Here is a 26,477-nt window from a genome sequence, read left to right as displayed (position 1 = left end):
ATCCATATCGGGGCATATTTACTCGCCCCAGGTCTGCATTCCCACACCGGAGCGTGAGAACGAGAGCAACCTTCACGGCTCCGAAATCGCGATCTGGGACTTCGCTCCCACAATACGTGCCGATGTGCTTTTACCATCGTCACACCGTCAAATAACGCTTGACCTTCGTTTCGTCCAATTCGTCCATCCCGCCCGACGCGACGCTGCGTCCGCGTTCCAGGATGCAGAAACGATCGGCGACCTTGCACGCGAACGGCAGTTTTTGTTCGACAAGCAGCACCGTGACGCCCATTTCGCGGTTAATTATTTTGATCGCTTCACGCACCTCATTTTTAACCTCGGCAGTCTCCTTGACTAACGACGTTTTAATACCTTTTGCCTTATTAAGACGAATGATCACGTCGCCGATTTCGCTGACAATGTTCGGCTGTATACCTTCGGTCGGCTCGTCCAGAATCAGCAATCTCGGATTGAGCACCAAGGCCCGCCCGATTGCCAATTGCTGCTGTTGGCCGCCGGACAGATCGCCGCCGCGCCGCCCTAACATCTGCTTGAGCACCGGGAATATCTCGAAAATATGCTCCGGAATTTTTTTAATACCCTGTCTACGCGCCGCGCGCAAACCGATTTTCAGATTTTCCTCGACCGTCAGTAGCGGAAAAATTTCACGGCCTTGCGGCACAAAACCGATGCCGAGTTCGGCGCGTTGCTCGGGTTTTAGCGGCGCGAGATCGACGCCGTCGAATAACATTTCGCCGCTGCGCACCGGAATCAAACCCATGATGCATTTCAGCAAGGTCGTTTTACCGACGCCGTTGCGCCCCATCAGGCAGACGCAGCCGCCTTCCGGCACCGACAGCTGTAAATCCCACAACGTGTGGCTATCGCGGTAATATTGATTCAATGAATTGATGTTCAGCATTAGTCCCCCAGATACACTTGAATCACGCGAGGGTCATTTTGTACTTCGTCCATCGTGCCCTCGGTCAATACCGAACCTTCATGCAATACTGTGACCTTGCGTGCGATCGACCGCACGAATTCCATGTCGTGCTCGACCACGACGATCGAATGCTTGCCTTGCAACGACAGCAGCAATTCGGCAGTGCGGTCGATTTCCTGATGAGTCATGCCGGCAACCGGTTCGTCGACCAACATCACTTTCGGCTCCTGCATCAACAACATGCCGATCTCAAGCCATTGCTTTTGTCCATGCGACAAGATCCCGGCTTGTTGTTTGCGATGTTCGGTCAGCCCGATTGACGTCAACACCTCTTCGATACGGTCGCGCTGCTCGCCGTTAAGCTTTGCGAAAAGCGCGGGCCAGGCGCCCTTGTCCGCCTTCATCGCCAATTCCAAATTTTCGAATACGCTCAAATTTTCGAACACGCTCGGCTTTTGAAACTTGCGGCAAATGCCGGCCTGCGCGATTGCCGGCTCGTCCATTTCGAGCAAATCGATGGTTTGACCGAAAAATACCGAACCGCTATCGGGTTTCGTTTTGCCGGTAATCACATCCATCAGTGTCGTCTTGCCGGCTCCATTCGGTCCGATCAGGCAACGCAATTCACCGTTATCTATGTATAAAGACAAATTGTTCAAGGCCTTGAAGCCGTCGAAACTAACGCTGACATCCTCAAGATAAAGTATCGTTTTGTGCGACACGTCGAGTTCACCGGGCCTAACCGGTCTCCTGACAATATCGAAGGTTTTATAACGATCGATCAAAGGCTTGGTCATGTCTGCGTCTCCCGACCTTTCTTAAGCAACAAACCTGCCAAGCCATTTGGCATGAATACCGTAACGAGAACGAAAGTCGCGCCCAATGTGAATAACCAAATTTCCGGAAGCAAGCCGGTCAACACCGTTTTACCGTAATTGACCAGCATCGCGCCGATGATCGCGCCGTACAGCGTTCCTCGCCCCCCGATTGCAACCCAAACGACGATCTCCAACGAGTTCAACGGCGAAAATTCGCTCGGATTGATGATGCCGACTTGCGGCACGTACAATGCACCGGCAATTCCGGCCAGCATCGCCGCGAACACAAATATCCATAGCTTGAACATTTCGACCCGGTAGCCCAAAAAACGCACGCGCGCCTCGTGATCGCGCACCGCAGTCACGACACGACCTAGTTTGGTGCAAGAGATCCATCTTGACAGCAAAAATGCACCAATTAAGGCAAGTCCGGAAATCATGAATAGTGCGACCCTGACAGCTTCGGATTGTATGTTGAAACCCAGGATGTCCTTGAAGTCGGTCAAGCCGTTGTTGCCGCCGAAGCCCATTTCATTGCGAAAAAACGCCAACATCAATGCATAAGTCAAAGCCTGCGTAATAATCGACAAATAAACGCCGGTCACTCTCGAACGGAATGCGAGCCAGCCGAACACGAACGCCAACACACCCGGCGCCAAAAGCACCATCGGCAGCGCGAACCAGAATTGATCGAAACCGTACCAGTACCACGGCAGTTCTTTCCAGTCTAAAAACACCATGAAATCTGGCAAAACCGGATCGCCGTAGACGCCTCGCTCACCAATTTGGTGCATCAAATACATCCCCATCGCATAACCGCCCAAGGCAAAAAAGGCGCCATGACCGAGCGCAAGAATACCGCAATACCCCCAAACCAAGTCGAGCGACAAGCCCAGCAACGCAAAGGTCAAATACTTACCGAGCAAAGAAACGGTATAAGCGGAAAAATGCAGCGCCGAAGCACTTGGCAAAATCGCGTTGCAGAGCGGAACCAGCACGATCAGCGCGATCAACAAAAACAGCACGACATTCGCCGTCTTGTCGTTACTTAAAAACAGGCTCTTCATGCTCATGCCTCCGCCGCTCGGCCTTTCTGCGGAAACAATCCGCGCGGGCGTTTTTGAATAAACAGAATGATGAACACCAAAACCAAAATCTTCGCGAGCACCGCGCCGGCATGCGGTTCGAGCATCTTGTTGGCAATACCGAGCGAGAACCCGGCGACCAAAGTTCCCCAAAGATTGCCGACACCGCCGAAGACGACGACCATGAACGAATCGACGATATAGCTCTGACCCAAATTCGGTCCGACATTGGTGATCTGACTCAACGCGACGCCCGCGACACCGGCGATGCCCGAGCCCAAACCGAAGGTCATTGCATCAACCCGCGCGGTCGGTATACCCATCGCTTTGGCCATGTTACGGTTTTGCGCAACGGCTCTGACTTCGAGGCCGAGCCGTGTCTTCTTAAGAATTTGCAATAGCGCCGCGAACACCAGTAAACAAAACAGCACGATGTAAAAACGATTCCAAGTCAGGGACAGAAAATCGTTAATCTGCCACGAACCGCTCATCCATTCCGGCGTCGTGACGCTACGGTTTAGCGGCGAAAAAATCGAACGCACCGTTTGCTGTAAAAACAGACTGATGCCGAAAGTCGCCAGCAAGGTTTCGAGCGGACGCCCATATAAAAACCGGATGATACCGCGTTCGATCGCGACGCCGACCAAAGCCGAAATCATAAACGCCGCAGGAATCGCCAGAATCACCGACAGACCGATATGATTTGGCATGATCTGTTGCATCACATAGGTCGTATAAGCGCCGAGCATCATCAACTCGCCGTGCGCCATGTTGATCACACCCATCACGCCGAAGGTAATCGCCAAACCGATCGCAGCCAGCACCAGCACAGCGCCGAGACTCAATCCGAAGAATACTGTTTCGACGCTGTTGTAAAACTGCAGCCGGGCGTCGATTTTTTTCAGCGCAGCCTGGGCTATTTTCCTAACTTCGTTATCCGCTTCGATGAAATTGCCGGCGTTATCCTTTTCGATTAGCACACTCAGCCGGTTATAGGCCTCGAGGCTGTTGTATTCCTTCAAAGTGTCCATCGCGTTCAGGCGGACCGATTTATCGCTATTTTGCAGATCGTTTAGTGCAAAAATCAGGCGCATCGACGAGAGCACGTCTTCGTCTGTTTCGGTCGACTCGTACTCCTTCAACAATTCCAGCGTTTTTGCATCGGCAGTCTTGACCATCGCATTGACCGCAAAGAGCCTCACCGAAGCATCATCCGATTGCAATTGAAGAATAGATATTTTCTTGCGTAGCTTGGTGCGCAAGCTGTTGGTGATGTTGACTTTCGACAACTCCGAGCGCTCGACAAGACCTAAATCGGCTTCGGTCGATGCATCGGCGATCCGGTAGTCTTGGCCGCTTTCGGTAGCGACGACCGCCGTTTTCTTATCGCGCAAAGCATATAAGCGGCCATCCAACAAGGCTTCCAAAATCGGTAAAGACCTGGGATGTCCGGTCACGCTCAGATGTTCAATCGCCTGCTCGCGATCTTTCATGCTGCCGATAAGCAAGCGCGATAGCGCATCGGCAAATGGATCGAGAACGGTTTCGGCTTGTTGTTCTGAAACTTCTTGACTGTCAGCCGTTTCAGCGGTCGACTCATCCAACGCAATAGCGGGCCGGACGCATAGCACCAAAAAGGCCAATAACGACATACGCCATGTGAATGAATTCGCTTTCATAAGGGTTCCTAAAATGACTAATCGATCATAGGGTAACTATTCAGTCTCTCGGCAATTCTCGTTCCCATGCTCTGCGTGGGAATACCTGATTACCGCTCAAGAGGTTCGAGACGCTAGAGCGTCTCAGTCTTCGTTCCCACGCTGGAACGTGGGAACGATAGGGGTGAAAATTACATCGGAGGGGGCACATCGCACGCCCCTGCAAACGGTACGCAGTGCCCAGTGCGCTTAAATTCGTACCCTACTCTCTACTTAAGCACTGACTGGTCAATAATTTTGCCCGGAACACTTTTTGGTTTCGGTATTGAAGTTGCCGCATAGGATCGGTGGAGTCCAATCGGCAATGATCGGCTTGCTCTCCGGCAGAAAATCCGACCAGGCATCGCCCGGAACCAATTTATTGGTTTGCCAAACGGTCAAAAACTGGCCGTTGTCTTGTATCTCCCCGATCAATACCGGCTTGGTGATGTGATGGTTCGGTAGCATTTTTGAAATACCGCCGGTCAAGTTCGGAGCCTCGACGCCGATGATCGCCTTTTGCACGGCATCCGGGTCGATCGTTCCGGCCTTTTCGACCGCTTTGACCCACATATTGAAACCGATATAGTGCGCTTCCATCGGATCGTTGGTCACGCGTTTCGGGTTCTTGATAAACTCGTGCCATTGCTTGATAAAGGCAGCGTTCTTGGTTGTATCGACACTCATGAAATAATTCCAGGCCGCCAGATGGCCGACCAACGGTTTGGTATCGATGCCGGACAACTCCTCTTCGCCGACCGAGAACGCCACGACAGGAATATCCTCGGCGGAAATACCCTGGTTGCCCAATTCTTTATAGAAAGGAATGTTGGCATCGCCATTGATTGTCGATACAACCGCCGTTTTCTTACCCGCTGAACCGAATTTCTTAATATCCGAAACGATACTTTGCCAATCAGAATGACCGAACGGTGTGTAATTGATCATAATGTCCTTTTCGTCGACGCCTTTAGATTTCAGATAGGCTTCGAGAATTTTATTGGTCGTGCGCGGATAAACATAATCGGTACCCGCCAACACCCAGCGTTCGGCGCCGAAATCGTTCATCAGATAATCGACCGCCGGAATCGCCTGTTGATTCGGCGCGGCGCCGGTGTAGAACACGTTTTTCGATGATTCCTCGCCTTCGTACTGCACCGGATAGAACAACAGGCCATTCAATTCCTCGACGACCGGCAGCACAGATTTGCGCGACACCGACGTCCAGCAACCGAAGATCGCCGCGACCTTGTCCTTGGTCAAGAGTTCACGTGCTTTTTCGGCGAACAGCGGCCAGTTCGAGGCCGGGTCGACGACGACCGGTTCGAGTTTCTTGCCGAGCAAGCCGCCTTTTTTGTTCTGTTCCTCGATCAACATCAGCATCGTATCCTTGAGGGTCGTTTCGCTAATCGCCATCGTGCCCGACAATGAATGCAAGACGCCGACTTTGATCGTTTCCTCGGCGGAAGCGGTCGGAGCCGTAACCGAAAAAAACGATGCAACGGCCGCAATGCTCAATAATTTAAGATTTTTCGATAGTTTCTTCATAGTCTGTTCCCGAGGTAATTGAAATTAGATTTGGTATTGGAAACCAAGAAGGAAGGCATTGGTTTGGTCGCCTGTCGCATCGTCCCTATAATTGAGCCCCTTAGTCATCAAATCGCCGTATTGCCAACTTAAACCGATCCGTGCGTTATGTCCGTCAATGACATAATTCACACCGGCCTCGAACATATTCCGGTCCGGGCTACTTTTCGGCATGACGTTGACATAACGAACGAAGGGTTGAAATTGGCCGATACCGATTGTTTGCGGAAATAAATACATGCCGCTCACGTCGTAAGCATTGCCTTCGAACATTGCAAACCCGCCCCCTGTTTTTCGGCTGGCCATGCTGTAACCATTGATTCCGTAGTTCTTGTATTCGCCGTTCAGAGTAACGACACCGCCGTTCCCCAATACTTTTTCGAGCAATAAATCGATTGCCGTGCCCCTGAAATTACCGGCATCGCCAACTACACCGACGCCGTCTTCCTGATATTGATTGGATACCGCCAAGGTCAGAATGTCTCCACCCTTGCCGTAATAAGTACCCGATGTGTAATAACCGGGATTTTTTTCGACTTCCCAGAAATTGAAAGCCAATCGTTGTGCATAGAGCAGATTGTCATCCTTGTTCGCGCCGCCTCTTAGCCCTTGAAAAATACCTAACGCGTATTGAATGCGGCCGTCCCAAACCGAACCCCAAAACGTCACACCGTCGTCACGGCCGAAAGAACCCGCAGATGTCCCGTCGTTACGTATCGTCGTGTTGAAATCGGCCGGCTCGAACGGAGTACCGCTGATCCGGTCGCCGGTGACATAAATACTATGCACGGCACTATAAAACGGTCCATTCATTTCGCGGCGTTCGGCCGGTACGAGCATGCGCCCGACCCACAAATTCGCCATCGGATGAAATTCGAATTTACCGATGGCATCTAACAATCGAAGTTCACCGCCATTGTTACAAGTTTGACATTCCGAGTTGATTTCCAGCTTGATATACTCGTGAATCTGCGCATTCAGATACAGTCGCATGTTGTCGACGAAAAAGTCGTTCGACCAATTGCCGTCCGCAACTGACTCGACCGAGGTAAAGCTTGTCCTTAAACCGGCGCCGAGACTCAACCATTTAGTTTCGTCGATTTTAAAAGTCGCTCCTGCTTGCGATTCCTGCACATGACTTAACGATAACGCCGCAAATAGCAGATACGTCAAAAAACCGTGTTTTCGCTTGTGACTGGCTAGCTTGTAAACAGTCTTCATGATCATTCCCCCAAAGAGTCAAAAAATGCACCGGTTTATACCGGCGCAGCCGAATATGGCTGTAATCGATTATTCTTTGGCGGAAACATTTGAACAATCAGTCAAATGACTCATTAGTTAAATGACGTATAGGGGTGAAAACCAAATTATTCCTTGTCGCTTTAGGAATATAATCCATTGATAAAATTTATTATTTTTATAGAAATCATTAATCTAGAAAAGCTACATGACTACTATAACTTTCGCACTTCAAATTTCGGCAGTGCCGGAGGAGGAGTCGGGGTGCTCGGCCCCTCACCTATTGCTAGGTGAGGGACTGGCATAGAGTCTATATGGACGTATTCATCCAGCACCTAAATTCCATAACCCATTGGCCATGGTTAATTGTCTTGGATAATTCATCCAGCACCTAAATAAGCTATGATTTTGAATCATTGCCAAAGACCTATGGAATCTAGGTGCTGGGTTTATGGCGTCCTTTGACGGGCACCCCGACGCCGAATTTTCATCTACGATGAGTATACAATTGCAGTTATGACATCCAAGAAGTGATTTTAATGCGTTTGTCCTGTACAAACTTTGGCTGAACGAGACAATTCCAACCGATGCCGTTTATAATCCATTCGACTTCTCGAGTTTATCGCCTATAACAACCAGGTTTAATAACCGATGAAAACCATCCTCGTGACCGGCGCCACCGGACAAATCGGGTCGGAATTGACGCCAGCTCTCAGACAGCGATACGGAAATGACTCCATCATTGCCGCCGGTCACCGTAAGCAACCCGATGCCGATTTAACGAACGCAGGCCCCTATTGCCGGTTGAACATTGAAGACATCGCGGCGTTGGCTCGAATTGTCGAGGACTATCGCATCGATACGATTATTCACCTCGCTTCGTTATTGTCCGCAGTTGCCGAAACGGACCCGCAAAGAGCATGGTCGGTCAATATCGATGGCTTGTTCAATATTTTGGAAATCGCCCGTCAAAACGCTTGCTCGGTATTTTTTCCCAGCTCGATAGGCGCCTTCGGCCCTAACACACCGACTTTCGATACGCCTCAGGATACGATACAACGACCAAATACGTTGTACGGTATCGGCAAGGTAACCGGCGAGTTACTGTGCGATTATTATCACAAGCGCTATAACCTTGACACTCGGGGACTTAGATTTCCGGGATTGATTTCCTATAAAACGCCGCCCGGCGGCGGCACGACCGATTACGCAGTCGAAATATTCAACGCTGCCGTTCGATGGCAACACTACACATGCTATCTAAAACCTGATACGCAATTGGATATGATGTACATGCCGGATGCGATTGATGCGATTTGGCAGTTAATGACAGCCGATCCCAAACGCTTAATCCACCGCAATGCCTACAATGTGACCGCGATGAGTTTCACGCCTGAGCAACTGGCAGCAGAAATTCGCCGGCATATTCCCGATTTCAAAATGAGCTATAAAATCGACCCGCTTAGACAAGTCATAGCGGACTCTTGGCCACGCCACATGGATGATAGCGCCGCCCGGCAAGAATGGGGTTGGCAAGCGCGATACGACCTAGCAACAATGGTCAAGGACATGCTTGAGCATATAACCGAATAAACCGATAATGCCGTTTCAATAAACCAAACACCTATTCACCATTCACTACTTACTGCTTACCGCTTACCACTAACTGCTTACTATTCCCCAATCACTACCCGCTAAAAGAGGTCATCATGACACTTGCCAAACTCGACACACAGTTAAGGGACCGACTCTCCGCGATGCAAGCCAAAGGTATCTCAAAAGGCAAGGAAAAAATCATCACCGGCTTCAAACCTGCCGAAAACAGCCTCGGCCCCAGGGTATTGCTTCAGAATTACCCGGATCGGACTTTCTTGAGAATGAATGCCAATGCCTACCTGGGTCTATCGAACCATCCCGCTGTCATTGCCGCCGAATCGAAAGCCGCCGAAACCTTCGGAGCGGGTCCCGGCGCGGTGAGGTTTATCTCCGGCACCTATCAACCTCATATCGACTTGGAAAATCGCCTGGCCGAATTTCACGATCGTCACTCGGCCATGCTATTCAGCGCGGCCTATGCGGCTATGATCGGCATCTTACCGGCGCTGATCGATGAAGACACGCTAGTTGTCAGCGATGCACTCAATCATAACTGCATCATCAATGCGATTCGTTTGGCAAAAACGGCGCGAAAAGCGGTTTATCCGCATTTGGACTTAGCCGAGCTTGAACGCATACTGATCGATAACAAAGGCCAAGCGGAACGAGTAATCATCGTCACCGACGGCGTCTTCAGTATGCGCGGCGACCATGCACAGCTGGATAAAATCGACGCGATACGCCGAAAACACGAAACCGATTACAAACAAGGAATTTTGACGGTAGTCGACGATTCGCACGGCATCGGCGCGCTCGGATCGTCCGGGCGCGGCACCGAGGAAATCACTGCAAGCCAAGCGGACATCTTGATTGCAACACTGGGCAAAGCGCTCGGCGTCAACGGCGGCTATGCGGTGTCCAGCCGGACCGTAATCGACTATTTAAGGGAAACATCGGCGAGCTATATTTATTCCAATCCGATTACTCCTCCGGAAGCGGCGGCAGCTTTAGCCGCATTGAATATACTGGACAGCACCGAAGGCAAGGACTTGCTTAACCATATAAAAACGCTAGCTTTAAGGCTAAGGAACGGATTGACCGGTTTGGGATTCGAAACCTTACCCGGAGCACACCCGATAGTACCGATCCTAGTTAGAAATACCGACAAAACCACGGCCTTGGTAGAACATTGCTTCGAGCACGACATTTTGGTTACCGGCTTGAATTACCCAGTTGTCGCAAAAGGCGAACAAGAAATCCGGCTACAAATTTCCGCGACCCACACAGAAAAAGACATCTATTATTTTTTGGATGTTCTAAGCCAGTTTAAGCATTAACCTAGAAAAAGCATTTCAGAATGAATTTCATGACGAATAAGAAGTTAATTCAATGACTTATTATTTCTATGTAAATCATTTTTGCTCTCCCACTCCTTTTTGATTGAAAAACCGTCTAAGAAAAAAGGTATGGGATGTGTTTATCGAGAACAGCCGTGAACCCACCACCTAAATTCCATAGGTTATTGGCAATGATTCAAAATCATGGCTTATTTAGGTGCGGGGCCTTTCAATCGATCAATCGGGCCCTTCCAAAATAGGGAAGTTATTTTTGAAATAATCCTAAGTAGGTACTTCCATGTACCTGATCTTGACTTTTACGAGGTTCTAATTTTTTTTCTGTTTTTTTATGATGACTTTATCGTCGATGATCAAATCAGAAATACCGCCGATCTCGATCCGCAACGTGCAAGAAGCGTTTTTGAATGCATCGGTTTCACCTTGATAGTTATAAGTTACGTAAGACTCCTTGTCGCTTTTCGTCTCGGATGGAAAAAATACTTGCTCGCCGGTTTCCTTCATGATCGCGGCCGGACATTTTTTAGATGCCATTTCCTGCATCGCGACATAAGACCTAATCATCGCTGCCGACTCTTTGTCCTCGACGGATTCTTGTTTGCTGACTCCCACGACAATAAATCCGGCGACAAAAACACCGATAACCGCAAATACAATTTTAGTTGTTTCAGACATAGCGCCCTCTAGGTTGTTTATTTTTATAAGTATGATACCGAAAACATTTCAAAACATTCGGTAATACCCTGTGAATTCTATGCTAATACGCTGATCTCGGCAACGCTTAGAGTCGTTTAAAACTCAACTCCCTGCTCTGCCTTGATACCCTGGGTATACGCATGTTTAACCAGCGTCATATGGGTCACAGTATCGGCAACTTCAATGACCTCCGGCGCGGCATTGCGCCCAGTCAGCACTAAATGCATCCAGGACGGCTTCTCATTTTTAATGAACTCGGCAATTTCTTGTCCGGTGATCCATTGATAACCGCAGCAATAATTAATTTCATCGAGCAATACGAAATCATAGGCTTCAGACTTAATTTTTTCCTTGCTGAACTCCCAAATCGAGCGGCTGGTTTTAATATCCTGCTCAGGATTTTTCGTATCCCAAGTAAAGCCGTCGCCCAAAGCATGCCATTCGATATTGTCGAAACGCTCCGCGGCTTTGTGTTCGCCCGTTTGCCATTGTCCTTTAATATATTGAATCACGCAGACCTTCATGCCCCAGCCGGCTGCGCGAAACACCATACCCAAGGCGCTCGAAGACTTACCCTTCCCTTCGCCGGTATTGACCAACACCAAACCACGGCGCTTATCTCTCGCTTTCATCCAATCTCCTTAACAAGTTATCAAATGTCGGGCAGATTAGCACCTTCATTCGTGAACGCAAGTATAATTAGTCCTTCCACATCAAAACTATTATCTCGATTCATAAAGGGCTTTAACTGTATTGAATTCCTCCCTTTATACTCAAAAAATGGCTAACTTCATGAAGGTATGGGGTGTGGCTAGCGAGGATGTCGGCAGCAGGGCAGATTTTTGCTCCTGCAAAATCTGCATTCAAGCCATCCTTGGCGTTCGAGCGCTGCTGTCAAACCCCTATGGCGGTCCTCGATAGACACATCTCTTACCTGTTATTCTTAGACGGTTTTTCAATCAAAAGGGAGTAATATAATAAATGCAATACCACGCGGGTCGAGATAAATTTTTTTATCGATAGGATTACATGATGAACAAAACCATACCCATTCTGATTTTCGGCTACGGCAACCTCAGCCGGGGCGACGATGCACTCGGCCCATTACTGCTGGAAATAATTCAGAATCGAATAGAACCGGGTTCCGTCGAAATTTTGAACGACTTTCAATTACAGGTCGAACATGCTCTCGATCTTGAAGACCGGAATCTGGTGTTGTTTATCGATGCATCAGTCGCCTGCAAAGGCGCATTCGATTTCAGGGAGCTCAAGCCCGCCCATGACAAGAGCTACACTACGCATGCGATGAGCCCGGCCGCCGTGCTGCAAGTTTATCAAACCATCAAACACCAAAACCCTCCGCCGTGCTTCTTGTTGAGCATTCAAGGCGAACAATTTGAATTAGGTAGCGCTTTAAGTCCGAAAGCGCGGGAAAATTTAAAACGGGCCGGGCATTATGCCGAACAATTATTAAAACAGCCGGATGTCGAAATTTGGCGCGAGTTAGCCGAAAAAGCGTTTGACCATGAAACATAAGAGATAGGTACGCATCCAGCATCTAAATTTCGGAGCTTCTTGACGATGATTCCCGTATTAAGCCCCAATCGTGCGCACGCTGCTGCCGGTTCTGGAGCCGATGACATCGAGCCTTAGCGCCATTTGCTCCTTCAATTCGGTCACATGCGAGATGATACCGATCATTCTGCCTGAGGCCTGCAAATCGATCAGCGTTCTAATCGCCAAATCCAGCGACTCGGGATCGAGACTGCCGAAACCCTCGTCGATAAATAAGGTATCGAGCTTGATGCCGCCGGCATAGGACTGCACGACATCCGACAAGCCCAGCGCCAACGCTAGGGCCGCCATGAACGATTCGCCGCCCGACAAGGTCGCGACCGGACGGTTTTTACCGGTATAGGCATCTTCGACTTCCATCTCCAAGCCTGACGCTTTGTTGCCTTTGGCTCGGTCTTCCTTACGCACCATTCGGTAACGGCCTTTGCTCATCAGAGTCAAGCGTTCGGACGCCTGAATCAGCACATCGTCGAGCAACACGCTCAATACGAAACGCTGTAGGCTGATCTTATCGCCGGTCTGACCATTGGCGACATCGCTAAGCGTGCCGTACACTTCGTAACGCGCCTCGAGCTCGGCTTGCGTGACGCGGGCCTGGGTTAATTTGCCTTTGACGCGGACCAACTGATTAACGCGCTCTTCGAGTTTACGCCAGCTTTCCTCGACTTTTCGGTACCATGCGGTCTGTTCGGTCAGTTGCCCTTCGATCGCTTCCATGTCGGGTGGGGCATGTCCTGCCAAATCGGCTTGGAGTTGCTTAACGACTTCTTGCAAGCCGACCAGTTCGTCTCGATAGGCTTCGATTTCGGCTTTGAGGCTATGCTGTTCGGGGTCGGCCATCAACGCTGAATGAAATGCGTCAGCATCGGCAAAAGCGCTGCGTGCGAGCGCATCGCGCCATTGCGCTTCGGCCTCGCTATACTGGCTTTCAAGCGTCTCGCGCTGCTGTTGTAAGGACTCCAGTTTGCTGCTTGCCTTGTCTAGTTCCGAGTGTTTTGCGGCATAGTCGGCTTCCGCTTGAGTCAATGCATCGCTCAATGCCGTGATACGCCGATTCAACTGAGACAAAGCTTGTTCAAGCGCTTTCGGCTCCCGATAGTCTTCAGGTATTAATTTTTCCAACTGTTCCGAGTTAGATCGGGCTTGTATGAACTGTTCGTTGACGCTAGCGGCACTTGCTTCAAGCTCGGCAAGCGTTTCGGTCATGCTTGAGAGCAATCCTTTGATCGTATCGATTCGCGCGCCTAAGGTCTTTTGTTGCGCTTGCCGCTCAACGAGTCGATCGACAGTCTCGCTTACGTTAGCGAACGTATCGACAAGCGCTTGCAAGGGTTGTTCGGCCAGTTGTTCTAATTGCCGCGCCAATTGTTCGATATCTTTTCGATTGACAGCCAACTCATTCAACGCGGCATCCCATTTTTCCTTGGCGTTTTGCATCTGGTTACGCGCTTGATTTTCATCGGCGCGCGCCTGATCGACTTGCAGCTTGGTCACGAGCGCCTCGTCATTTGCCGCTACCGCCGGCTTCGGATGTTCTATACTGCCGCAAACCGGGCAAGGCTGCCCGCCTTGCAGTGCTTCGGCCAATAACGCGGCCTGTCCGAGATGCCAATGCATCTCGATTTGACGGGCTTCTTTTTCAAGCGCGTCGTAGGCGGCTTTTTGCGTTTCGAAGGCCGCGGCAAGCTTGCTCTCGTTGTGCCGTAAGCGCGTTTGCTCGTTACGCAGATCTTCCAACTGTTGACGCTGCTGGAGATTGCGGCGTTGCGCCTCCCATTCGATCCGCATCGTCGCGAGCGATTCCAATTCGCGACTGATTTCGACAAAAGCCTTGTCTTTGTCCGCCAATTCGTTAATCAACGCTTGTTGTTCGAGTTTTCGAGCATCGAATGCTTTTCTCGCGGCGGTTAACTCTTTTTGGCGATTTTGAAGCGTCACCCTGGCCTCGGCCAGCTCCGCAATCCGGTCTCGATATTGCTGAAGTTCAATGCGCTTATGCTTCAACGCCTCGACCTCGGAGTAAGCCTGTTTAGCGGCATCGACGTTTTGTTTGGCTTCTAGCTCGATTGCAGCGGCTAATTGGAGCGCTGTTTGGCTGGTTTGAATCTGCTCGAGTAATTTTGCCTTCTCTTTTGTCTTGGCCCGATAATTATCGTAGAAATACCGAATTTTTTCAGCTTGCAACGCGCTGTCGAGCCGATGCTGTTGCTTATCGATTTCCGGTTTTTGTGCGGCCTTGTCGGACAGCGCTTTTTGCTTGGTGTCGAGATTATCGAAACTTTGTTTCAATGCTTGCGCTTGCTCTCTGACGCGCGCGGCCTGAAGCATTTTCTGATTGGCTTGTTGCTTCTCCTCCGAAGCGGCAGCAAGTTCGGGTTGCAGAGCCTCGAGCGCTTCATCGACTTCTGCTTCGGATGCCATTTCGGCGCCGTGCAAAATCCCTTTGATCTGGTTTCGATGCCGTTCGACTTCTTGGCGAATACCAGCCGCTTGATTTTTTAACGCTTCTTCGATGCGTTTGTAAATTCCGGTTCGAAATAGCTGCCCGAAAATTTGTTCCCGCTCTTTCGAATCGGCCATTAGCAATTCGCGGAATTTTCCTTGCGGCAATACCATGACTTGACGAAATTGTTCAACATCCAAACCGATCAATCGTTTGACTTCGTTCGTCGCATCGGTCACGCTTTTGGCAACGATGAGCTTGCCTTCGTCGGTGCCGTCGAGTTGCCACAACTGGGCTTCGGCCTGTTGCGTCGTGGTACCTTCGCCCTTGCTCTTAGGCCGCTCTTGAACAGGAATGCGGCGAATACGGTAGTTTTCAGTCCCCAGATTGAAATCCAATATCGCTTCGGTCAGCATGTTAATATCGGCATGATCGCAACGCATCTGCGACGGCTCTCGCTCCGCGCCAGTAGTTTGACCATACAACGCAAAACAAATCGCATCCAAGATCGAGCTTTTGCCGGAACCGGTCGGGCCGTTGATCAAAAACAAAGGGCTGGACCCAAGCAAACGAAAGTCGATGCTTTCGTTTCCGGCAAACGGTCCGAATGCCTGAATCGTCAGTTTTACTGGCTTCATGCACGATCACCGTCTTGTTTATGAATAAGCGAAATCGTATGACGAATCGCCTCATCTTGTACGGGCGTTAATGTGCTACCGAAGACTTGCTCGAAGAAGTCCCGAAACATTTCCAACTCGCCCCGTTTGAGTTTATCGCGATTGACTTGTCGCTCGCCGGTTTCCAGCATGCCCGGTTTTTCCAAATGCAAGACATTCGGGTAAACTTCTCGCAATTTCCCGATAGGATCGAGAATCGCGTGCCGGTCTGTCAGTCTAATCAGTAAATAGTCGTCATTGTTCGGGTCGGTCTCGCCTTGTGCCAAAATCGTTTTCAATTCGCCTTCAATCGTCCGCATATCGCGTTGCGGCTGTAAATCTAGATGCGCGGTCGATTTTAGACCGTCAACATCCAACTCGATCAAGGTTACCCCTTTCTGTTGCCTTTGTTCCGAAAAGCTATATTTGAGAATCGATCCGGAATAACGAATATGCTCCTTGCCTTTATACTGCGGGCTGTGCAGATGCCCGAGCGCGACATAATCGAAATCTGCAAACGGCTCGTAATTGACCCGGTCCGCGCCGCCGATCGACAAAGGCCTTTCGGATTCGGACGCTTCGGCGCCGTCGATGAAGCAATGGCTTATTAATACATTTGGAGTTTGATCCGATGCTGCCGCCTTGATTTGTTCGACCAGAAAAGCGTGCGCTTGGTCATGAGTGGATACGTCGACGCCGAAGTGATTGCGCACCGACTCGGGATCGTTATAAGGGATTCCATAGAAGCAAACCGGGCCGGCTTTGCCTTGCAAGATCACAGGCTCAGTGATTTGCGTCAATTCGCCGATGATATGAAGACCCGCTCGGCTCAGTTGCCTGGAACCGAATCGCAGCCGTTCGGCTCCATCATGATTACCCGGAATCATGATGACCGGAACCTCCAGATCGTTACAGATGGTATTGAGCACCTCATCAAGCAATTGCACGGCCGATGCCGGGGGAACCGAGCGGTCATAGATATCGCCGGCAATGATTAGCGCATCGACCGACTCGCGCCTAATATAATCGATCAGTTGTTCGAGAACATAACGTTGATCATCGAGCAACGAAACATTGTGAAACTGCCGGCCGACATGCCAATCCGATGTGTGTATGAATTTCAAAAAAACTCCTGAGTTATTTCTCTCGGGCTAAAATTAGTTAGCAGTTAGCAGTTAGCAGTTAGCAGTTAGCAGTTAGCAGTTAGCAGTTAGCAGTGAAATGATAAGCCGAACTTTTTGGCTATTCTACCTTAGAGGCTCACAACTTACCCTTAACGCTATCGCCGATGCGACTCCCTTTATACTCAAAAAGTGGTTAACTTTATAAAGGTATGGGGTGTGGCTAGCGAGGATGTCGGCAGCAGGGAGCTGCCGTCAAGCCCCATGGACGGGTTCACGGCGGTCCTCGATAGACACATCCCATGCCTTTTATTCTTAGACGGTTTTTCAATCAAAAGGGTGTAAGCTATATTAACCTAACAAAAGATGCCTTAACCAACGACAGTCAATTTGCCCAGGATTCATTCTATGAACGACCCGTCAGCGGACGCAAAAATCCAGCCCGTATTACTGCTCGTCGACGATGAGCAGAATATACTCAAGGCGTTAAAGCGCTTGTTCCGTTCCTGCAACTATACGATTCATACCGCTGAAAACGGTTCGGAAGGCTTGGCGCTATTAAACCAAGATCCAGTCGACTTGATCCTGTCCGACATGCGCATGCCGAAAATGGACGGCGCAGAATTTCTAGCCAAGGCGGCCGAGCAATGGCCGGAAACGGTGCGTATTTTGTTGACCGGTTATGCCGACATCGAATCGACGATCGCAGCTGTCAATAAAGGCAAGATATACAGCTACTGCAGTAAGCCTTGGGACGATAACGAGCTCAAGATACTGGTGCATAATGCGTTGGAGCAAAAATTCATTCGCGATGAACGTAACCGCTTATTCGCCATTGTTCAGAATCAAAACGAACAACTCAAGGAACTCAATGCTCACCTCGAAGAGAAGGTTGAACAAAGAACCGGGCAATTGAAAAAATCGTTGGCACAAATCGACAAAGCCAACAAAGCCTTAAAAAAACAATATGCCGACTCGATTAAAACCTTTGCCCGAATTATCGAAATGCGGCCCGGCATCAAAAGCGGTCATGCCAAATTTATTGCGGAAAATGGCCGAAACATAGCGCGGCTCATGCAATTGAGCGATGAAGACATCAACAACGTGATGTATGCCGGACTGCTCTTGCAAATCGGCAAAATGAGCTTACCCGACGAGCTATTGAAACAGCCGCTGTTTTCACTTTCTTGGCACGATAAAAAGCGCTATTACAAACATGCCGAGGAAGGGCAAATGATGCTAAAAGACATCCGGCAACTCCAAGAAGCCGCTTCGATCATTTATCACCAATATGAACATTACGACGGTTCAGGCATGCCGAAAGGCTTGATCGGCACGGAAATACCGATCGGCTCGCGTATCCTCGCGGTAATCCGGGACTACATTTCCTATCTCGACGGCACGCTAACCGGCGAATCGTTACCGATCGTTCAAGTCAAAAAGCATATTGAACTGAAAAAAGGGAGTCTCTATGACCCCGATGTCAGCGATATCTTTCTGCAATACCTGCCTGAATCGGAAGAGGACGATAGGCCGGTAATCGAAATGTCCTGGACTCAATTGCAAGCAGGAATGGAAGTCGAGGAAGTGTTATGCAACGATCTACTGTATTTAAAAGACCGGATACTAACCGAAAAAAACGTGAACGATATTTTCAATTTACGAGAAAATGGGGGGCAGCTTTCAATAAAAGTTCGATTAGGCAATAAATAAGATTTCTTCGCGTTCCTCCCTTTTGATTGAAAAACCGTTTAAGAATAAAAGGTATGGGATGTGTCTATCGAGGACCGCCGTGAACCCATCCGTGGGGGCTTGACGGCAGCAATCCCTGCTGCCGACATCCTCGCTAGCCACACCCCATACCTTCAAAAAGTTAGCTAATTTTTGAGCATAAAGGGAGTAATAGCTGAAATTAATACGACGGCCAATTTCGAAACATAAGGGGACGCTGTGCGTACCATCATCCTAGAAAAAGCATTTCACCATGAAGAATAAGAAGTTAATTCAATAACTTGTTATTCGTTTGCATAAAGCTTTCGCTCACCCAAGACGTTAGCAGAAATATTTAGGCATTCTCTTGAAATACTTCATGAACTTCATGTGCTTTAGGGTTAAACTGCCGAATTTAGAATCATTGCTGCCTTGCGCCGACATTAGGTACGCACAACATACCCTAGGATTCGCTTTAAGTTTTTTAACTCCGTTATTCATATTCATCTTCATTGATGATGATCGAACCGTCCGCGGCCCAATTGACCTTCGTAATACCGGGCTCTTCGGCTTCCAATGCTCTGAGAATAGTATCTTGATCTTTCAAAAGCGCTTGCTGCCTTCGGACCTGATCGGCTAAGTCCTTATTTTCTTGCAATATTCGTTTATGCTCTAGCGCAACTGTAACCGCATTGCTTATTTCAAGATTGTTCCAAGGTTTATTCAGAAACCGGAATACGCCTGCTTCATTGATCGCATGCTGAGCGCTTTCAAGGTCTGCGAAACCGGTCAAAATCATTCGCATGGCATTCGGTTGCAACTTAATGAACTTCTTTAGAAACTCAACACCGTCCATGCCCGGCATTCGATAATCCGAAATCACTAAATCGAATTCGATTTCTTTGGCTAGTATTAATGATTCTTCACCACTCTGCGCAGTCACTAAATAATAGTCTCGCAAAATCCTGGACAAAGCCTTGAGAACATTTTGTTCGTCATCCACCAATAAAATTTTTGCCGCATCCTCGTTCATAATCCACCCGCTTAAATCATCCTTTGCCAAAAAATTTAGCCAAACTTATATAAAGTCTAATCGATAAAGTAAACTTATATCTTTCGTACTTCAAAATTCGGCAGTACCCCGGTGCCGAATTTTGATCTGCGATGGGTATAGAAACCGAAGACCGACTGAATATCAACGACAAGACGGCTTCATATTGGAAAATCGCATGACCGATCAAAACTTACATTTTCTCTATCGTTTTTCGTTCGCCGACAATAAAGTTATTGAATTCGCAATTGAAATCGATCAAACAACGATGACCTTTACCCGTCCCCAGCTGACGGAACCGCCATTCTGGACCGAGCTCGAATACCATCAATGCAGCAATTGCACCTTGGCAAAGAAGGATTCACCGCAATGTCCCGTTGCGGTCAATTTGCAACCGCTTATGGAATTATGCGGCATGCTGGTTTCTTATGAGTCAGTGGCACTAGAAGTTATCACACCGGAACGAACGATCAGCGGAAAAACCACGATGCAGCGGGCATTAAGCTCGTTGCTAGGTTTAATCATGGCCACTAGCCCCTGCCCTCATACCGAACATTTAAAACCGATGGCACGCTTTCATCTCCCCTTGGCTAGCGACGACGAAACGATTTACCGAAGTACATCAATGTATTTGCTGGGTCAATATTTCAAGTATAAGCAAGGTCTTGAACATACCTTCGAATTGGATGAACTGATGCAGCGTTATCAAAACCTGCAAATCATCAACAAAGCCCTTGCCAACCGTTTTAGAGCGGCAAGCACCGAGGATGCTACCGTTAATGCCATCATCCTGCTCGATCTGCTGTCACGTTCGGTTAGCTGGTCTATCGAAGATGGACTCGAAGAAATTCGCTCTTTGTTTCAAGGCTACGGGATCGACACCGAAACGGAGTAAATCAAAGCTTTTTCGGTTTCTCCGGTCATCCGATCATCGTTATACATAAGTCAAAAAATACCCTTTTGCAATCTCAGCTAATGAGACCTCGATACCCTTTATTGTCACTTGGCACTCTCGGCTATCCCTCACCTAGTGCTCACTGCCATTAAGTTAAGGATTTTTCCGTTCGCCCTGAGCCTGTCGAAGGGTGAATGGAAAAATCCTGGGTCGATAAGTTAAGCCGTCCATGGTTCGACAGGCTCACCACGAACGGCTTAACTTAATGGCAGTGTCACCTAGCGCTAGGCGATCCGCGTAGGGTACGCTGTGCGTACCATGGTAACCCCGCAATGTTCATGTGCCAACCGAGCCGCCAGGGCACGGCTTTGGTACGCGCAGCGTACCCTACATTTTATGTATAACGATGAGCGGTCCTCCTTGGGAACTCATAACTTAGCAGCCGAAGGCAAAATCGGTATGCGTTCCCACGCTGGTACGGTGGGAACGAGGAAAGTCCTGCGTCAGTTGCCTAACTTATTTCATGCCCGTTCCTAAATTCGGGCCGCCAGATTTTTCAAATAATCAGCAAAATCGTTTTTCAACTCTTCATGCAATAAACCATGCTCGACCGTCGCGATTAAAAAGCCGAGTTTGGAACCGCAATCGTAGCGCTGCCCTTCAAACTCATACGCCAAAACTTGTTCGTCGGCCATCAATGCGGCAATCGCATCGGTGAGCTGTATTTCTCCGCCAGCGCCTTTTTTGGTCCGTTTGATTTTATCGAAAATCGCCGGCGTCAAAATATAGCGGCCAACCACCGCTAAATTCGACGGCGCTTGCTCCGGCTTGGGTTTTTCGACAATCAATTTCACATCGCTTAATTTCTCCGAGACCGGTTCGGTCTTAACGATGCCGTAACTACCGGTTTCCGACGGATCGACTCGCTCGACTCCCAAAACGCTACTGCGTTCCTGATTGAATACGCTAACCATTTGCCGCACACATCCACGGTCTTTGTCTTCGATCAAATCGTCGGCCAAAATAACCGCAAACGGTTCATCGCCAACGATAGGCCTTGCGCAGTAAACCGCATGCCCCAAGCCTAACGCTTCGGACTGTCGAATATACACGCATGACACATGCGGCGGTACGATATTTTGTATCATCCGTAAAGTTTGAATCTTGCCTTTCGCTTCCAACTCGGTTTCAAGCTCGTAGGCTTTGTCGAAATGATCGACAATCGATGTTTTATTACGGCCAATTACAAAAATCATCGTATCGATACCTGCGGCGACCGCCTCGTCGACTGCATATTGAATCAACGGTTTATCGACGACCGGCAACATTTCTTTCGGACTGGCCTTGGTGGCCGGCAAAAACCGGGTGCCTAAACCCGCGACCGGAAACACGGCTTTCGTGATAATTTGTTTCATCGATATCTCCTGTTAATGAAATTACAATCTGAAATTTTGAATGGCTGGCTTTAGCCTATAACATCCACAACCGGCAAGTCGGCAAGTCGCTAGGCTGTCGAAAAAAAAGCCATTTTAGCTAATTTCTGTGTTCCCGCTTTTTTAATCCAAAAATATTTTGGAAATTGTTTGTGATCATAGCTATAAAGCGCTAGGGGTAGGGTGCGCATCGCGTACCTGGGTCGGGAACTAATGGGTTCTGCGCCGTGAAAAGGTGCGCGATGCGCACCCTACGGCGATCAAAATATCTTGGAAATTGTTAATGATTACTATGTTATTTATAAAGCGCCTATTTATAATCTCAAAATCCATAAACCAGTTATTTTTCTAACCTGAAAATCGGTAAATTTCGACAGCCTAACAAGTTGGTCGCCCTTTAATCAAACCCTACCATATTGATCTTGAAAACGCACAATATCGTCCTCGCCTAGATAGCTACCCGATTGTACCTCGACCATTTCCAGCGGAATTACGCCGGGATTTTCCAAACAATGAACGGTCCCTAGCGGGATATAAATCGACTCGTTTTCGGCCAATAGAATCTGTTGATCTCCCTTGGTAACCAAAGCGGTGCCTTTGACAATAATCCAATGTTCGGCCCGGTGATGATGTTTTTGCAAGGATAATTTAGCGCCGGGTTTGACCAAAATCCGTTTGGTTTGATGACGCTCCCCATTATCGACCGAATCGTAATGTCCCCACGGACGATAAACTTTGCGATGTAAATCGGCTTCACTGCGTTTTTGGCTTTTCAAAAAATCGACGATCGCTTTGACTTCTTGCACTTTGTCCTTGGACGCGACCAATAAGGCGTCGTCGGTTTCGACAATGACCAAATCCTGAACGCCGATGGCGGCAACCAATTTATCTTTGGAATACAAATAAGAATTTTCGGTATCGACCGCCAAAACATCGCCGAACACCGCATTGCCCGCGTCATCTTTCGGCGTCACGTCCCAAAGTGCGGTCCATGAACCGACATCGTTCCAACCGGCATCGAGCGGTATAACAACGGCATTGGCGGTTTTTTCCATCACAGCATAGTCGATCGAATCGGCCGGACAGGTCGAAAAAATCTCCTTACCGATACGGGTAAAGTCCAAATCCTGCTGCGCCGATTGCAGCGCTTCTCGACAAACCTGCAACATCTCGGGGTTGAATTTCGCCAATTCGTCGAGATAAACGCCGGCTTTGAAAGCGAACATGCCGCTGTTCCAATAAAAATCGCCGCTTTCGATATAACGCTGCGCAGTTTCCGCATCCGGTTTCTCGACGAAGGCCGCGACCTTGAATGCCTCGCCCTGTTGCGACTGCGAACGTTGAATGTAGCCATAACCGGTTTCAGGCTTTGTCGGCACAATACCGAAAGTCACCAATTGCCCTTGCCGGGCCAACGTATCGGCGGCAATAACGGCTTGATGAAACGCGGCGCAATCGGCAATGACGTGATCGGCCGGCAAGATCAAAAGCACGTCGCCGGACGCAACCGATAAAGCCGCCATCGCGACAGCAGGCGCGGTGTTCTTGCCGACCGGTTCCAAAATGATGGAGGCCGGTTTGACGCCGATTTCCCACATTTGCTCGGCCAGCATGAAGCGATGATCTTCATTACAAACGGCGATTGGAGGTTTGATATGTTTGAGTCCATTGAGCCTCAGCACGGTTTCCTGAATCATCGTTTGCTCGGAAACCAGCGGTAGAAATTGCTTAGGATATTGTCCGCGAGACAACGGCCACAACCGGGTGCCCGAACCGCCGGATAAAATAACAGGTATCATAGGAAAATCCTTGGTAATGATAAATTTTTAGTAACTATTCAGCGCATGCGGTAGGTTGGTGTCAGGCATTGATTTCTAAGGACGCGTGAACCCAGCACCTAAATTCCATAGGTCTTTGGCAATGATTCAAAATCATGGCTTATTTAGGTGCTGGGTGAATACATCCCTGTAAGCGCTGACTGCAACGACCTGTTGCAGACAGCCTTATAAATCAATGCCTGACACCTTCTCATACATGACTTATGCTGAATAATTACAATTTTTACAGACAACGATAAAGATTATAGCGGGTTTATCTAACCTTTTCTCTTAGGCAGTTGGTATCGCGCCGGCTTTTGCCTATACTTTGCCTTCCATTGTTTATTATTTAAGGAAAAACGCATGCGCTTCGATGTTTTCAATGGCGATGCCGACGGCATTTGCGCCTTAATTCAGCTTCGGCTTGCAGAGCCCGCAGACGCGCTATTGGTGACCGGAATTAAGCGCGACATCAATTTGCTCGAGCGCGTCGACGGTCGAGCCGGCGACAAAGTCGTGGTGCTGGACATTTCATTGGAAAAGAATCTGCCCTCGCTCCAGCGCATTCTGGATCAAGGCGCCGAAGTATTCTATGTCGATCATCACCGGCCCGGGGACATACCCGATCATACCGCATTAACCGCTCTGATCGATACCGATGCCAATGTCTGCACCAGTTTACTCGTCGACCGTTATTTACATGGGCGCTACCGAGAATGGGCCATCACAGCCGCCTTCGGTGATAACTTGGATCAAGCGGCCATGCAACTGGCCAACGAACTATCATTGTCCGAAGCCCAAACCGAACAGCTCAAACAACTTGGCGTGTGTATCAATTACAACGGTTACGGCAGTTGCATTGAGGATCTACATTTTCCGCCCGCCGAACTGTATTTAGAAATGGCCGGTTACTCGTCTCCGTTCGATTTTATCAATGACAAAGCCGTGATTTACAATCGTCTTTTAGATGGTTATAACAATGATCTGGCGCACGCCAAAAGTATTGCGTCGGAATATAGCACGGCCTCAGTGGCAGTTTATATCCTGCCGGACGAAGCTTGGGCCAGACGCATCAGCGGCGTTTTCGCCAACGAGCTAGCTAATGATCATCCCGACCGGGCACATGCGATACTGAGCCATAACCGCTCGGGCGGCTATTTGGTCAGCGTTAGAGCTCCGCATACCAATAAAACCGGCGCCGACGAACTTTGCGCGATGTTTCCTAGCGGAGGCGGACGCAAAGCCGCAGCCGGCATCAATCATCTGCCGATAGAATCTCTCCCGCAATTTATCGATCGCTTCGAAACACATTATTCATCCTTTCGTTAATTCATTCACATCAAATCAATATGACTCAAAAAAGCACTGATACCGTTTGGCATAACGCCACTATCACCCGTAACGACAGAGAAAAACTACATAAACATAAAAGCGTGATACTGTGGTTTACCGGCTTGTCCGGTTCGGGAAAGTCGACATTGGCCCATGCCGTCGAAGACTATTTGCACCGTTATGGTTGTTCGACCTTCGTTTTGGACGGCGATAATGTGAGACACGGCCTTTGCAGCGACTTGGGCTTCAGCGATGAGGATAGAGTAGAAAACATCAGAAGAATCGGCGAAATCGCCAAGTTAATGATTGAAGCCGGTGTGATTACATTGACGGCTTTTATTTCGCCATTCCGCGCAGACCGAAGTTCAGCGCGGAAATTGGTCCCTCACGGCGATTTCATCGAAATCTATTGTCAATGTCCCTTGGAAACCTGCGAACAAAGAGACGTGAAAGGCTTGTATAAAAAAGCGCGTGCCGGCAAGATTCCTTTTTTTACCGGTATCGACTCGCCTTACGAGGAACCCGAAAAACCCGAGCTAATAGTCAATACGCATGCACTCTCGCTGGACGAAAGCGTTCAAGCCGTGATGAAACTGTTGTTGCAACGCAGCATAGTAAGGCCCGGCTAACGTTTAGGATTTCATGATAAATAACATCCTGGATCTATGAGCTTTGTTGAAGGTTTGGCAACTCTTTGGCAGGACATAATTATTCAGCTCCCCCTTATCGTTCCCACGCTCCAGCGTGGGAATGCAGCCCGAGACGCTCTAGCGTCTCGTACCGCTGGAGCGGTACTCAGGCATTCCCACGCAGAGCACTCATCGTTATACATAAATTGTAGGGTACGCTGCGCGTACCAAAGCCGTGCCCTGACGGCTCGGTTGGCACATGAACATTGCGGGGTTACCATGGTACGCACAGCGTACCCTACGCGGTTCGTTTAGCGTTAGGTGATCCGCTAATGTTAAGTGACAATAAATGGTATCGAGGTCTCATTGGTTAAGGTTGCAAAAGGGTAATTTTTGACTTATGTATAACGATGAGCGCAGAGCATGGGAACGATAATTGCCGGGGGGACTGAATTGTTACGGCTGAACTGGGTTTGTTTACAACCCAGTCCGAAACGTTTCAACCATGGCCGAAGCAAGCAGAAACGTTGGGGACGGGTTCAATAACCCGTCCCGCAGGAGGGTATAGTTGAAAGTAAATTCAAAAGGCCTTACAAAACGAATCCTGATTAGCAAGTTTCTTCAGCTAAAGCCCAAAGATCAGCATATCCTTAGCAGGACGGGGTTCGCAAGCCATGCGCGTCAAGCTAAAAACGGCCAACCCACATCACGCTCTTTCCCAAGCTCCAGCTTGGGAAAGACACACCGGAAGCTCCCCCTTCGACAAGGCTCTCCTGAGCGCAGCCGAAGGGCTCAGGGC

20 protein-coding genes are annotated in these 26,477 nt (G+C 49.1%); 7 read left to right on the top strand and 13 right to left on the bottom strand.

Annotated elements, in window-relative coordinates; genetic code table 11:
• Positions 1 to 139 precede the first annotated feature (139 nt).
• From ACRJJO_RS13665 to ACRJJO_RS13640, 6 genes are all read right to left on the bottom strand, one after another.
• Positions 140 to 922 (bottom strand): ABC transporter ATP-binding protein, encoded by a 783-nt coding sequence (locus ACRJJO_RS13665; protein WP_431066255.1) that lies wholly within the window; start codon positions 920 to 922, stop codon positions 140 to 142.
• Positions 922 to 1,740, bottom strand: a complete 819-nt coding sequence (urtD, locus tag ACRJJO_RS13660) for an urea ABC transporter ATP-binding protein UrtD (protein ID WP_431066254.1) — start codon at positions 1,738 to 1,740, stop codon at positions 922 to 924. Before urtD ends, ACRJJO_RS13665 begins: the two co-directional genes overlap by 1 nt.
• The gene (gene urtC, locus ACRJJO_RS13655; RefSeq protein ID WP_431066253.1) at positions 1,737 to 2,828 is read right to left on the bottom strand and encodes an urea ABC transporter permease subunit UrtC; all 1,092 of its coding nucleotides are present in this window, start codon (positions 2,826 to 2,828) and stop codon (positions 1,737 to 1,739) included. Before urtC ends, urtD begins: the two co-directional genes overlap by 4 nt.
• Positions 2,829 to 2,830: 2 nt before the next feature.
• Positions 2,831 to 4,525, bottom strand: a complete 1,695-nt coding sequence (gene urtB, locus ACRJJO_RS13650) for an urea ABC transporter permease subunit UrtB (RefSeq protein WP_431066252.1) — start codon at positions 4,523 to 4,525, stop codon at positions 2,831 to 2,833.
• A 267-nt stretch (positions 4,526 to 4,792) separates the two neighbouring features.
• Entirely contained in the window at positions 4,793 to 6,091 is a 1,299-nt protein-coding gene (gene urtA / locus ACRJJO_RS13645) for an urea ABC transporter substrate-binding protein (protein WP_431066251.1), read from the bottom strand.
• Between the two features lie 24 nt (positions 6,092 to 6,115).
• Positions 6,116 to 7,351 (bottom strand): hypothetical protein, encoded by a 1,236-nt coding sequence (locus ACRJJO_RS13640; protein WP_431066250.1) that lies wholly within the window; start codon positions 7,349 to 7,351, stop codon positions 6,116 to 6,118.
• 669 nt (positions 7,352 to 8,020) lie between these two features.
• Between ACRJJO_RS13640 and ACRJJO_RS13635 the strand changes: the two genes are divergently transcribed.
• Positions 8,021 to 8,962, top strand: coding sequence for an NAD-dependent epimerase/dehydratase family protein (locus tag ACRJJO_RS13635; RefSeq protein ID WP_431066249.1), 942 nt, complete (start codon positions 8,021 to 8,023; stop codon positions 8,960 to 8,962).
• A 116-nt stretch (positions 8,963 to 9,078) separates the two neighbouring features.
• Positions 9,079 to 10,302, top strand: coding sequence for an aminotransferase class I/II-fold pyridoxal phosphate-dependent enzyme (locus ACRJJO_RS13630; RefSeq protein WP_431066248.1), 1,224 nt, complete (start codon positions 9,079 to 9,081; stop codon positions 10,300 to 10,302).
• 327 nt (positions 10,303 to 10,629) lie between these two features.
• Here the strand turns inward: ACRJJO_RS13630 and ACRJJO_RS13625 are convergent, their stop codons facing one another.
• Positions 10,630 to 10,995, bottom strand: coding sequence for a hypothetical protein (locus ACRJJO_RS13625; protein ID WP_431066247.1), 366 nt, complete (start codon positions 10,993 to 10,995; stop codon positions 10,630 to 10,632).
• Between the two features lie 116 nt (positions 10,996 to 11,111).
• Positions 11,112 to 11,648 (bottom strand): cob(I)yrinic acid a,c-diamide adenosyltransferase, encoded by a 537-nt coding sequence (gene cobO, locus ACRJJO_RS13620; RefSeq protein ID WP_404356090.1) that lies wholly within the window; start codon positions 11,646 to 11,648, stop codon positions 11,112 to 11,114.
• Between the two features lie 400 nt (positions 11,649 to 12,048).
• On the opposite strand from cobO, the gene ACRJJO_RS13615 reads away from it, so the two are divergent.
• On the top strand, positions 12,049 to 12,552 hold the full coding sequence (locus ACRJJO_RS13615; protein ID WP_431066246.1) for a hydrogenase maturation protease: 504 nt from the start codon (positions 12,049 to 12,051) through the stop codon (positions 12,550 to 12,552).
• Positions 12,553 to 12,609: 57 nt separating this feature from the next.
• On the opposite strand, the gene ACRJJO_RS13610 is transcribed toward ACRJJO_RS13615, so the two are convergent.
• Positions 12,610 to 15,672 (bottom strand): AAA family ATPase, encoded by a 3,063-nt coding sequence (locus tag ACRJJO_RS13610; protein ID WP_431066245.1) that lies wholly within the window; start codon positions 15,670 to 15,672, stop codon positions 12,610 to 12,612.
• On the bottom strand, positions 15,669 to 16,814 hold the full coding sequence (locus ACRJJO_RS13605; RefSeq protein WP_431066244.1) for an exonuclease SbcCD subunit D: 1,146 nt from the start codon (positions 16,812 to 16,814) through the stop codon (positions 15,669 to 15,671). Before ACRJJO_RS13605 ends, ACRJJO_RS13610 begins: the two co-directional genes overlap by 4 nt.
• A gap of 405 nt (positions 16,815 to 17,219) precedes the next feature.
• On the opposite strand from ACRJJO_RS13605, the gene ACRJJO_RS13600 reads away from it, so the two are divergent.
• Positions 17,220 to 18,524, top strand: coding sequence for an HD domain-containing phosphohydrolase (locus tag ACRJJO_RS13600; protein ID WP_431066243.1), 1,305 nt, complete (start codon positions 17,220 to 17,222; stop codon positions 18,522 to 18,524).
• A 490-nt stretch (positions 18,525 to 19,014) separates the two neighbouring features.
• Here the strand turns inward: ACRJJO_RS13600 and ACRJJO_RS13595 are convergent, their stop codons facing one another.
• Positions 19,015 to 19,554, bottom strand: coding sequence for a response regulator (locus ACRJJO_RS13595; protein WP_431066242.1), 540 nt, complete (start codon positions 19,552 to 19,554; stop codon positions 19,015 to 19,017).
• A gap of 196 nt (positions 19,555 to 19,750) precedes the next feature.
• Between ACRJJO_RS13595 and ACRJJO_RS13590 the strand changes: the two genes are divergently transcribed.
• A complete protein-coding gene (locus ACRJJO_RS13590) occupies positions 19,751 to 20,467 on the top strand; it encodes a DUF6901 family protein (protein WP_431066241.1) in 717 nt (238 codons plus the stop codon).
• Between the two features lie 533 nt (positions 20,468 to 21,000).
• On the opposite strand, the gene galU is transcribed toward ACRJJO_RS13590, so the two are convergent.
• Positions 21,001 to 21,882 carry a UTP--glucose-1-phosphate uridylyltransferase GalU gene (gene galU / locus ACRJJO_RS13585; protein ID WP_431066240.1) on the bottom strand — a complete coding sequence of 294 codons (882 nt, stop codon included), beginning with the start codon at positions 21,880 to 21,882 and terminating at the stop codon, positions 21,001 to 21,003.
• Between the two features lie 419 nt (positions 21,883 to 22,301).
• Positions 22,302 to 23,699, bottom strand: a complete 1,398-nt coding sequence (locus tag ACRJJO_RS13580) for a mannose-1-phosphate guanylyltransferase/mannose-6-phosphate isomerase (RefSeq protein ID WP_431066239.1) — start codon at positions 23,697 to 23,699, stop codon at positions 22,302 to 22,304.
• 381 nt (positions 23,700 to 24,080) lie between these two features.
• Here ACRJJO_RS13580 and ACRJJO_RS13575 point away from each other — a divergent pair, with 381 nt between their 5' ends.
• Positions 24,081 to 25,046 carry a DHH family phosphoesterase gene (locus tag ACRJJO_RS13575; protein WP_431066238.1) on the top strand — a complete coding sequence of 322 codons (966 nt, stop codon included), beginning with the start codon at positions 24,081 to 24,083 and terminating at the stop codon, positions 25,044 to 25,046.
• Between the two features lie 20 nt (positions 25,047 to 25,066).
• Complete coding sequence (gene cysC, locus ACRJJO_RS13570; protein ID WP_341328279.1) at positions 25,067 to 25,678, top strand: adenylyl-sulfate kinase; 612 nt, start codon at positions 25,067 to 25,069, stop codon at positions 25,676 to 25,678.
• Positions 25,679 to 26,477 lie beyond the last annotated feature (799 nt).

This window comes from Methylotuvimicrobium sp., assembly GCF_050611805.1.
GTDB lineage: Bacteria > Pseudomonadota > Gammaproteobacteria > Methylococcales > Methylomonadaceae > Methylotuvimicrobium.
Note: the sequence above shows the minus strand (reverse complement) of the source record. Positions and strands in the feature narration are given on the sequence as shown.